This window comes from Paenibacillus sp. 598K (assembly GCF_003851045.1).
Classification (GTDB): Bacteria; Bacillota; Bacilli; order Paenibacillales; family Paenibacillaceae; genus Paenibacillus_D.
In genome coordinates this window covers 279,881-289,330 of record NZ_BFBX01000016.1, presented here as the reverse complement: position 1 = coordinate 289,330, position 9,450 = coordinate 279,881, and the positions used below count along the sequence as shown (strand labels likewise).

General features: G+C 57.0%; 10 protein-coding genes. 6 read left to right on the top strand and 4 right to left on the bottom strand.

Translation table 11 applies throughout. The annotated features are described in order from the left end of the window. The 3 genes from PA598K_RS37270 to PA598K_RS08045 all read left to right on the top strand — a co-directional run. Positions 1–258, top strand: a 258-nt coding sequence (locus PA598K_RS37270) for a hypothetical protein (protein ID WP_221414107.1), incomplete at its 5' end; no start/stop codon positions are given. A gap of 228 nt (positions 259–486) precedes the next feature. Continuing rightward, on the top strand, positions 487–966 hold the full coding sequence (locus PA598K_RS08050) for a hypothetical protein (protein ID WP_128656435.1): 480 nt from the start codon (positions 487–489) through the stop codon (positions 964–966). A 439-nt stretch (positions 967–1,405) separates the two neighbouring features. After that, on the top strand, positions 1,406–1,942 hold the full coding sequence (locus PA598K_RS08045; RefSeq protein WP_128656434.1) for a hypothetical protein: 537 nt from the start codon (positions 1,406–1,408) through the stop codon (positions 1,940–1,942). Between the two features lie 63 nt (positions 1,943–2,005). Here the strand turns inward: PA598K_RS08045 and PA598K_RS08040 are convergent, their stop codons facing one another. Next, complete coding sequence (locus PA598K_RS08040) at positions 2,006–3,019, bottom strand: ABC transporter substrate-binding protein (RefSeq protein ID WP_260405312.1); 1,014 nt, start codon at positions 3,017–3,019, stop codon at positions 2,006–2,008. Between the two features lie 98 nt (positions 3,020–3,117). Next, positions 3,118–4,704: an AraC family transcriptional regulator gene (locus PA598K_RS08035; RefSeq protein ID WP_128656432.1), complete on the bottom strand. Its 1,587-nt coding sequence runs from the start codon at positions 4,702–4,704 to the stop codon at positions 3,118–3,120. A gap of 170 nt (positions 4,705–4,874) precedes the next feature. On the opposite strand from PA598K_RS08035, the gene PA598K_RS08030 reads away from it, so the two are divergent. Together PA598K_RS08030 and PA598K_RS08025 are read left to right on the top strand one after the other, a co-directional pair. Then, the gene (locus PA598K_RS08030; RefSeq protein ID WP_128656431.1) at positions 4,875–5,618 is read left to right on the top strand and encodes a M15 family metallopeptidase; all 744 of its coding nucleotides are present in this window, start codon (positions 4,875–4,877) and stop codon (positions 5,616–5,618) included. Between the two features lie 129 nt (positions 5,619–5,747). Next, complete coding sequence (locus PA598K_RS08025) at positions 5,748–5,948, top strand: hypothetical protein (RefSeq protein WP_128656430.1); 201 nt, start codon at positions 5,748–5,750, stop codon at positions 5,946–5,948. A 138-nt stretch (positions 5,949–6,086) separates the two neighbouring features. Here the strand turns inward: PA598K_RS08025 and PA598K_RS08020 are convergent, their stop codons facing one another. Further along, the gene (locus PA598K_RS08020; RefSeq protein WP_128656429.1) at positions 6,087–6,932 is read right to left on the bottom strand and encodes a helix-turn-helix domain-containing protein; all 846 of its coding nucleotides are present in this window, start codon (positions 6,930–6,932) and stop codon (positions 6,087–6,089) included. Positions 6,933–7,052: 120 nt separating this feature from the next. Between PA598K_RS08020 and PA598K_RS08015 the strand changes: the two genes are divergently transcribed. After that, the gene (locus tag PA598K_RS08015) at positions 7,053–8,348 is read left to right on the top strand and encodes a Gfo/Idh/MocA family protein (protein WP_128656428.1); all 1,296 of its coding nucleotides are present in this window, start codon (positions 7,053–7,055) and stop codon (positions 8,346–8,348) included. Between the two features lie 176 nt (positions 8,349–8,524). Here PA598K_RS08015 and PA598K_RS08010 read toward each other — a convergent pair whose 3' ends face one another. Further along, positions 8,525–9,418 (bottom strand): AraC family transcriptional regulator, encoded by an 894-nt coding sequence (locus PA598K_RS08010; RefSeq protein WP_185601695.1) that lies wholly within the window; start codon positions 9,416–9,418, stop codon positions 8,525–8,527. Between the last annotated feature and the right edge of the window lie 32 nt (positions 9,419–9,450).

The window sequence follows — 9,450 nt, the reverse complement described above, 5'->3', positions numbered from 1 at the left end:
GGCAGCCTCCTACCCGATTTTCCCCCCTCGATTCAGGACCCCTCTCATGATGTGCAAAAGTGCGATGACAGGATTTTGACAGGCTTTATTAGACTAAAGCGTTTGTTTGTTCCCCTTCATCGCTTCCTCGAATCGGTCGGCCGCCGCCTGCTGCATGTCTGGCAGGACATGAGTGTAGATATCGCTCGTCGTCGATGTCCGGCTGTGACCGAGGCGCTCAGACACGACCTTGATATTCTCCCCAAGCTTCAGCAGTAAAGTGTAAGTGTATGCCGCAGTTCGTGAAATCTGGTCTTGTCCAGCAGAATAAGTGGCAGCTTAGCTGTAATATCCTGCTCAAGCGACGTTTCGACGTATGTCGACAATCAGGACTCGTATCATGTAACTTTTTGGTAGGTTTGTCCCATACCCACTAATGGAACGATGTGGTAACATTGGATTTAGATAGCTGGCCGGCATCTAAATTTTTTTGCTGGAGGGGCTTAAGTGAAAATTAAAAAACTAATCTTTATCGCGCTTACTCTTGTATGCATGATGTCCTTTTCGCACGCCGCTTTTGCAGCTGATGTAACTCCGCAGGTTATCGGTATTGGAGATACAAGAGACACGGCGATTCCATTAACCCCTTGCAACCTTCTTCCTGGGGGCTGCTATCCTTCATGGTTGCCACTTGCAAGCTCAAGCGATGTTGACTGGTTTTCCTGGATCAACACTACAGGAACAGATCGTTTCGTGGATATTGGGCTAGTCTCTCCGGCAAGTTACAACTATGCTCTTGCTTATCAAATTAGATATCCAAGTGGCGCGCTTTCTTCAAAAGTTTACGCGCCGGATGCAGGCGTTGGAGGAGTCAATAATATTGAATCCCTGTATGTTCCTAATGGGGCGACGCTTTACATGGAAGTTAGCCCAAGAGCATCTGCATCCACAAACGCACTTTACGGCATCTTTTTGTTACTTCGTTAAGTTTTAAATAGCTCTGAATAGTTGCAAGGCTTCAAAAGCTCCGCGTAAGCGGAGCTTTTATATTGAGGAGCTAAACATTCATCGAGAGCTTCGTCCCCGAGCTGGTCAGCCAGGGCGTGACCGCTGAGATCCTAACACAGCTGTCCGCTTGATTCGCCCGTCACATACGTCTTAGCGGAATGATTACAGATATCGTTTACCTAACGGCACTTTGTTCCTATCGTTGCGTATCCCTCTGACCTGCATGCAGGCTACCAGTACCACCCAAAACCTTCCCAACAACAATAATTTTAACCCCACTGTTTCAACTCCCCCCCCAAGCTGGGTAATGGAGTGTTGTTTCATGACATCATGGGAGTGCTGAGGGGGAAGCGAGTTTGTGAGAGCAGTGAGGTCAGTCAGAACAGAGCATACATATAGATGGCTAGGGGGCGTTATTGTGTTGCTCCTGATCGTCGGGTGTGGCGATGCGGGGATGGAGGAGCTGCAGGCGGATGCGATGTCGGCGCGTGAGGGCTGTCTGGTGCAGCAGGGCGATGCTGGCGCGAGGATCTGCTACGGCATGAGTGTGGAGGAGATCGAAGCGGTCGCAGGAGCCGGGACTTCAGATGAACCGCGTATGCGCTCATATGCTGGCGGGCTTAAGGTCGGATATCGCGGGGACAAGGCCGTGTTCCTCTCGATCCAGGGCCCGGAGTCGGCTTATGCGACGGTGCGGGGGATTGCGCCAGGGACACGCAAGGACGAGATGAAGAGCCGCTACGGCAGTCAGTACGCGATCGACGAGACGCCGGGCAATCTCGATTATTTCTATGACTTGTCGACGAAGACGCCGCTAGCGCGCGAGACGTTGTTGCGCCAACGCGGGCCCGAGGCGATGGAGGAGACGCTGGTCGTGTCGGCTATGTTTGATGGCGAAGGCCGGGCGAGCCGGGTGATGATCCTCGACCGCCGCATGGCCGTCTACTTTAATTAGCACGAAACTAGAAACAGCGAAGAGGGCTGTCCGAGCGGACAACCCTCTTCGTGCATCATAGCGTTATTCGCGCGGCAGACTGACAAGCCAGTCGGCAAGCTCCTTGGTCTGCTCCTTGACAGCCAGCGGATCGTAGTACCATGAGCGCTCCTCCGGCCATACATAGAGCCGCTTGTTTTTGACCGCCGGGAGCGCCGCCCATAGCGGATCGTTCTCGAAGTCCGCCACCGTGCGGTTGTTGGCCGTGACGATGAGATAATCGCCGGCATACTCATCCAGCATCTCGGCGGAGATCTCCTCCCATTGCGCTTCCATGATGTGATTGGCGATTGCCGCAGGAGGCTTGCGCCCCAACACCTGGTAGATCGGCTGACCGCCTCGTCCGAAGTTGTCGCCATAGACCCAGATGGATTTGTCGCTGTACTCAAGGATCGAGAATGTTGCATCAGCCGGGATGACGCTATCCACCCGGGACTTCTGCTCGCCCGTGACTGCAGCATAGTCCGCCAGCCAGGCTGCGGCTTCCGTTTCCTTGCCCAGTGCTTCGCCGAAGAAGGTTAGCTCCTCGCGAGCATTTTTTAATTGACCGTAAGGAACGACGAGGGTCGGCGCAATCTTATTCAATATCTCGTAGGTATCATTGTTGCCGGTTATGATGAGGTCGGGATTCAGCGTCATGATCAGCTCGGGAGAGGGCTTGCCATAGTCGCCCGAGCTCTGGATGCCGCTCAGCGCATCCTTGTAATAGTAGTTCTGGATCGACAGTCCGGGAGCGGCCACGGGGATAACGTCGAGCGCGATCAAGGTGCCGAGATATTCCTCCGCTACGATCCGTTGCGGAGCCGACGGGATCTCGATGTCGCCATTGATCGTCGAGATGGTCTTCGTCTCCGGCGAAGTTGTCTCTTCCGTAAGCGGCTCCTCCACAGACGCGCTGTTGTTGCTAGGGGAGGCGGACGATGTCGGCTCGGGAGCAGCGTCGCTCCCGCATGCGCTGAGCAGAGCGGCTAGCAGCAGGATGACGAGCGATAGCCATAACGGATGGCTGCGCGATGTAATGCGGTTTGCAGAAGGCAAGGTGTTTCTCTCCTTTATCATCGATAATCATTATCACTAACCAATGTACAGCGCATGACAACCGAAGTCCATGCCTTGGCGTGATCTGTCGCTATGCACTATTGTAACTCGGCGCCTGTAAGATGCCGCATCATCTCGGTCAGCTGCGCTTGCGAGGAGAGCGGGTCAAAGCCATAGAACATATCGGAGCGTTCCACACGGTAGACTCGGCCAGCCTTCACAGCCTCTAAGCTGCTCCAAGACTCGGAACGCAACAAATTTTCCCACATGGTCGACTTGCCAAGAATGAAGATATGCTCGGCAGCATAATCCGCTATGCGACCAATCTCCGTCTCGATGTAACCCTTGTCCTCGATACCTTCCCTCAGCATACGCTCGGGCGGCCGGAAGCCAAATTCGGAGTAAAGCAGCTGACACCCTCTTCCGAAGCTGCTGCTGATGCCGTAGGCTTTGTCATCGCCAAGCTCCCACACTGCAACGGTGGCCCGTCTACCCCAGTCCCGGTAGAGCCGCGCCTGCATCAGTTGCAGTCGCTCATCGAATTGCTCGAGCCATTGCTCGGCCAGCGCGCTGCGGTTGGCGATGTCGGCGATATAGCGGAACTGCTCGCGCCAGTTCATCGTCTTGAACGGAATCTCCAGCACCGGGGCAAGAGGCAGCAAACGATCGTTCTCCGGGGCGTCGCTGTAATGGACGATGACATCGGGCTGCACGGAGGCGATTTGACGATACCAGGCCTCTCTATTAGGGCCGATAGGAGCGAAGCGCAGCTGTTGAACCGGACCATGGCGACGCTGCATACCTTCGAGCCACGGGGAGTAGTCTCCGAGCACGGGCTGTAGGCCCAGCGCGATGAGGCTTGCAGTATGGTTGAAATTCAGCGCCGCAAACCTTTGCGTTTGGTTGCGATATCGAGCTGGAGAGATGCCTACCGTCGCCTTGAATCGTCGACTTAGGTACAGCCCTTCCTTGTAGCCTACTTGCGAAGCCACAGTGTCCAGATTGTCCGAGCTGCCGAGCAGTTGGAGCTGGGCATGTCTAATCCGCAACAGCGTCAGGTAGTCGGTCCAGGCAAATCCTGTACGTTTGCGGAACGCACGGGAGAAATGTTGCGGACTAACCTGGGCCTGACGGGCCAACTGCTCGCGTGTCAGGTCACTGTTGTACTGTTCCTGCATGATCTTGAGCGTGCGCGACAGCCAGTCAGACTCGGGAAGCAGGGCAGCCTGACGCGCCTTTTCCAGCTCGGCTAACATGGTAGCGAACGTCTGCTGCAGCCGGAAGGGCGCCTCGGAGTCGGGGCACTTCCACAAATCGGCGAGCTCGTCGGCGAGCCGCAGCAGCTGTGTCGAGCCTGAAGCAAGCGGCTGCGGATGGGACAGACCAAGTAGCGCTTCCCCGCCATCAGGGGCCAGACATCGGTATCCAATCAGCACTCCCTGCAGCGTTTGTACCTGCTCGAGCTCAAGCGGGGACTCAGGTGGCACCAACCAGATGCAACCACGGCCCGCAGGCCGCTCGGCGATGACCCCTATTCCCTTCGTCACGATAAGGATGCGCCAACAGGAAGCGGACCGCAGCCATAGTCCTTCCAGCGATGCGCCTTCCCACTCTGCGATGCAAGCTGGGACATACCATGTATGCTGCCGGGCAAGCGCAGCTTCTTCATGCGACCGTGACATCATCTTACGCGCCTCCTCATCCTTCGATACGGAATAATCTATACCTCACAGTATACATGCCGGTGCGCCAGCCGCGCCACTTAAGCAGAAATTGGATGTCCTCGCCCGGACAAGCGCCGCGAAGCTTGTCGAATCCGTCGCATACACTACTTGTATGAGAGGAGGGACTGGCAATGGTGACGTTGGATCAAGTCAGAGCCAGGTCAACGCAAGCAATCTCCGGTCTCATCCCGGTCGTGCAGGAGGCGGCCAGACGACTGGTCGACCGCAGTTACGGCAGGGGCGTGCCGATTGTCATTACGCAGGGATTGCGGACGATCGCAGAGCAGGATGCGCTCTACGCGCAAGGGCGGACGCGGCCTGGGGCGATCGTGACCAATGCCCGCGGCGGCTTCAGCAACCATAACTACGGTGTCGCGCTCGACTTTGCCTTGCTACTGCCTGACGGTCGCAGCGTCTCATGGGATATGACGCGAGACGGCAACGGCAATGGTCAGGCAGACTGGATGGAAGTAGTGGAGGAGGCCAAGCGACTCGGCTTCAGCTGGGGCGGCGATTGGGTCAGCTTCAAGGATTATCCCCATCTGGAGATGACCTTCGGCCTGACGACAGCGCAGTATCGGAGCGGTCGAAGGCCGACGCAAGCCCAGCTTGATGCAGCGATGGAAGTGATCCGGAAAGGAGAGGATGCGCCGATGACCGAAGCGGAGAAGCAAGCGTTTGCGGCGTTGCAGAAGCAAGTGGAGGAGCAGGCTCAGCTCATACAGAGTCTGCTGGTGCAGAAGGAAGCGCCCGCCTGGGCAAAGCCGACAATCGACAAGCTGGTGCGGCTTGGCTATCTAAGCGATCCGATCGGCAACCACAGCTTCATGCGGATGGCGGTCGTACTCGATCGCGCTGGACTTTTCGGCAAATAGTCCGTACTCGCATTAGTTGTGATCCTGCTGTCATGAGATTGTAATGAACGGCGCCACCGTTAGACAAGCTTCGCCTATCGCTCGTGGTATACTGATCTGGCAATGAAAAATAGTGTTGGAGGGATCGGTATGAGCGAGGCGGAGCAGCTCCCGGTAGAAGAGCGTCAAGACGCAGGCGGCATCGAAATCGTCATGGAAGAGCAAGCAGCGGCAAGCGAAGATGCGGATGAGTTGGCAGACGAAGACGAGGAGTTCGCAGAGGAAGAGGCTGACGACGAAGACGAGGCCGATGATGAGGACGAAACGGACGAGGAAGATCTGGACGACTAGCCGATCCCTTCATTGCAGCGTATATAGGCGGTTATAACGTCAAAACCTTCTATCCCCCCAAAACGGGCGAGGTGGAAGGTTTTTTGTCTGCATACGTCGGAACACCTATGCGAGCGGGAATGCGTGCCAGCCGTCAGCTTACCGTGTGTTGCGGTACGTGCGCGGCGACGCCTTCGTGATCTTCTTGAACGTCTTGCCGAAGTGGGAGAAGTTGTCGTAGCCAACGCTGGCGGCGATTTCGGTCACCGGCAGCTCAGTGTCTTTGAGCAATTGCTCGGCGGCGCGTACGCGCACCAGATTCAGATATTCGTTCATCGTCAGTCCGATCGCCTTGCGGAAGGAGCGGCTTAGGTAGTAGGGGCTCAGGTAGAAGTGCTCCGCCAGTCCGCCGAGGTGGATCGGTTCGCTATAATGTTCGTTGATGTATCGGGCCACCTCGGACATCTTCTGATGCAGCGGCGAATCGAACGGCTCGGCAGATGAGCCCTCGGACGAGTCGACTTGCCGCGAGGCGAGCAGCATCAGGTCGGCGACCGTCTGCCGGATCGCCAGGTCGCGCCCAGCCGCCGCATCCGTCATCTCGCGCATGAGGCGCTGGATCAACTGCTCGGCCAGCATCTGCTCCTTGACGGTGAATCGGATGACCGGTTGGCGTTGCAGGAAGGGGGCTAGCAGCAGCTCCCGGTGCTCGCCGTAATGCTTCTGTAGCCATTCGAGATAAAAGTAGATCACGAGCCGTTCATGGCCGGGGCTGCCAACGCCGGTCGTTTTGTGCAGCTCGCGCGTGTTGATGAAGACAAGATCGCCTTTGCGGACATGATAAGAGCTGTCGCGGATAAAGTACGACCGTTCGCCTGACATCAGGTAGTAGATCTCATAGCATGCATGATAATGATCCGCATCCATCGAGAAATCGTCGGTTCGTTTCACATATTCGAGCATCAGCGACGGTTCGCTGGATTCATAGGACAGACGTGTTGCCATCGGTCTCCCTCCTTAGCGCAAATTATGCGGGGTATGCTGTATAAAGTCAATTATTGCGGAGATTTAATTCATTCTTTGCTGTACGCTTGAACCATACACAGGAATGGAGGCGCTTTATTTATGAGTGGCAAAAAAAGATATGTATTGGTAGGCTCGGCCGGGCGCGCCGAATTTTTCTATGGTGCGATTGCGACAGAGTACAAAGAAACGTCGGAGCTGACGGCGTTTTGCGATACGAATCAGACGCGGATGGATTACTCCAACCGTCAGCTGACAGAGAAATACGGCTATCACGCGGTCAATACGTACAAGGCGCATGAGTTTGAACGGATGATCGCCGAGGAGAAGCCGGATGCGGTCATCGTTACCAGCGTCGACCGGACGCATCATACGTACATCATCCGGGCGATGGAGCTTGGCTGCGACGTTATCACCGAGAAGCCGATGACTGTGGATGAGGAGAAGTGCCAGGAGATCCTTGACGCAGTCGAGCGTACCGGCAAAAATGTTCGCGTGACGTTCAACTACCGCTATGCGCCGCACCATACGAAAGCTCGCGAGCTGATCCGCGACGGCGCGATCGGCGACGTGACGTCGGTCCATTTCGAATGGTTGCTCAACACGCGCCACGGGGCAGACTACTTCCGCAGATGGCATCGCGACAAGCGCAACAGCGGCGGTCTGCTCGTCCACAAGTCGACACATCACTTCGATCTGGTCAACTTCTGGATTGGCTCGCAGCCGGACACGGTATTCGCCTTTGGCGATCTGCTGTTCTACGGCAAGGAGAATGCCGAGAAGCGCGGCGTGACCAACTTCTATACGCGCTCGACCGGCGCCCCGGCAGCCAAGGATGACCCGTTCGCGCTGCATATGGACGAGTCGCCATCGTTGAAGGGACTGTATCTCGACGCAGAGCATGAGGACGGCTACATCCGCGACCAGAGCGTATTCGGCGACGGCATCAGCATTGAGGATACGATGGGCGTCATGGTGCGTTACAAAAACAAAGCGATCCTCACCTACTCGCTGAACGCATACTTGCCGTGGGAAGGCTACCGCATCGCCTTCAACGGTACGAAGGGCCGGATCGAGATGAATATCGTCGAGCAGTCGTATGTCAACTCCGGCGGCGACAAGGCGCTCGAGGGCGCGCTCAAAAACAAATCAATCATCGTCTACCCGATGTTCGACGCGCCGTACGAGGTGGAGGTCGAGGAGAAGGCTGGCGGTCACGGCGGCGGCGATCCGGTGCTGCTCAACGATATTTTCGGCACGCCGACAGACGATGAGTTCAACCGCGCAGCCGACCATGTCGACGGCGCGCGCTCGATCCTGACCGGCATCGCGGCGAACCGTTCGATTCGTACTGGCCAGTCGGTCCGCATCGACGATCTGGTGAAGTTCTACAACTAGTAGTTCGCTCTACTAGAGCAAGAGGGCTAAGAAGAGAAGCTCGCGCAGAACGGGAAAACCCGGGCGCGAGCTTCTTTGTTGTGTGCGGGGACGAATGGGGCAGGCCTTTCATGGCTGTTTGCTCGGGGAGAGAGTACAGGTTGTTATGACTGTAACGCTCGCCACGGCGTCGACACTTACGCGTCGGCAGGCGGGACTGCCGACTTGGCCTGCTTGCGGTAGACGAGGGGCGTCATGCCGGTGTGTCGCCGGAACAACCGGTGGAAGTACGGCATGCTGTCCATCCCGCATTGCTCGGCGATGGTCTGGACGGCAAGGTCGCTATGGAGCAGCAGCTCGGTTGCCCGTTGCATCCGTTTGGCTGCGACATACGCTGATAAGGTCATGCCCGTCCATTGCTTGAAGACGCGGCTGTAATGCGCGGTGGACACTGCAGCCAGACGTGCGAGCCTCGTCAGTCCCAGATCGTCTGCCGGCTGTGCGTCGATGTGCAGCAGACTGGCGCGCATCCAGTCGGGCCCGGCGACTGCAGGCAACGGCGCAGCATCGGCGCGCAGCCGCCGCTGGGCGCGGTATATCGCGAGCAACAGCTGCATGCAGGCGAGCCGGATCGCCTGACGATAGCCCGTCTCGCGCAGCCCCAGCTCGTCATGGATCGTCTTCAGCAAGGCGGCGACGGCTGCTTGCTCCGGCTGTGCCAGCGGCAGCCGGTACTGCTTGTGTTGTCTGGCGTATGCATAGCAGGCCATCGGCAGCGCTTCCGTCTCGCCTACCGTTGTCGGCAGCAGCGAAGCTTGCAAAAATAGTGCTGTAGAGGTTACAGGCTGCTGTGCGTCGGGACGGGCGTGGTGGATCGTATCACCGGGGATGAGGAACAGATCGCCACGGCTCATTGTATATAAACTTTGATCGATCAGGAAGGCGCCTTCGCCACTGTAGACGTAGACGAGCTCGTACCAGTCATGCTGGTGGTTGGGCAGCTCGGATTGCGGACTTTTGGTGTCCCGATAGACGAGGGTGAGCGGAAACCCCGGCTCGTGCGGCAGCGGTCTGCGGATAGGCGGCATCATTACGCTCCTCCTTAATATCAAAATAGAGTACA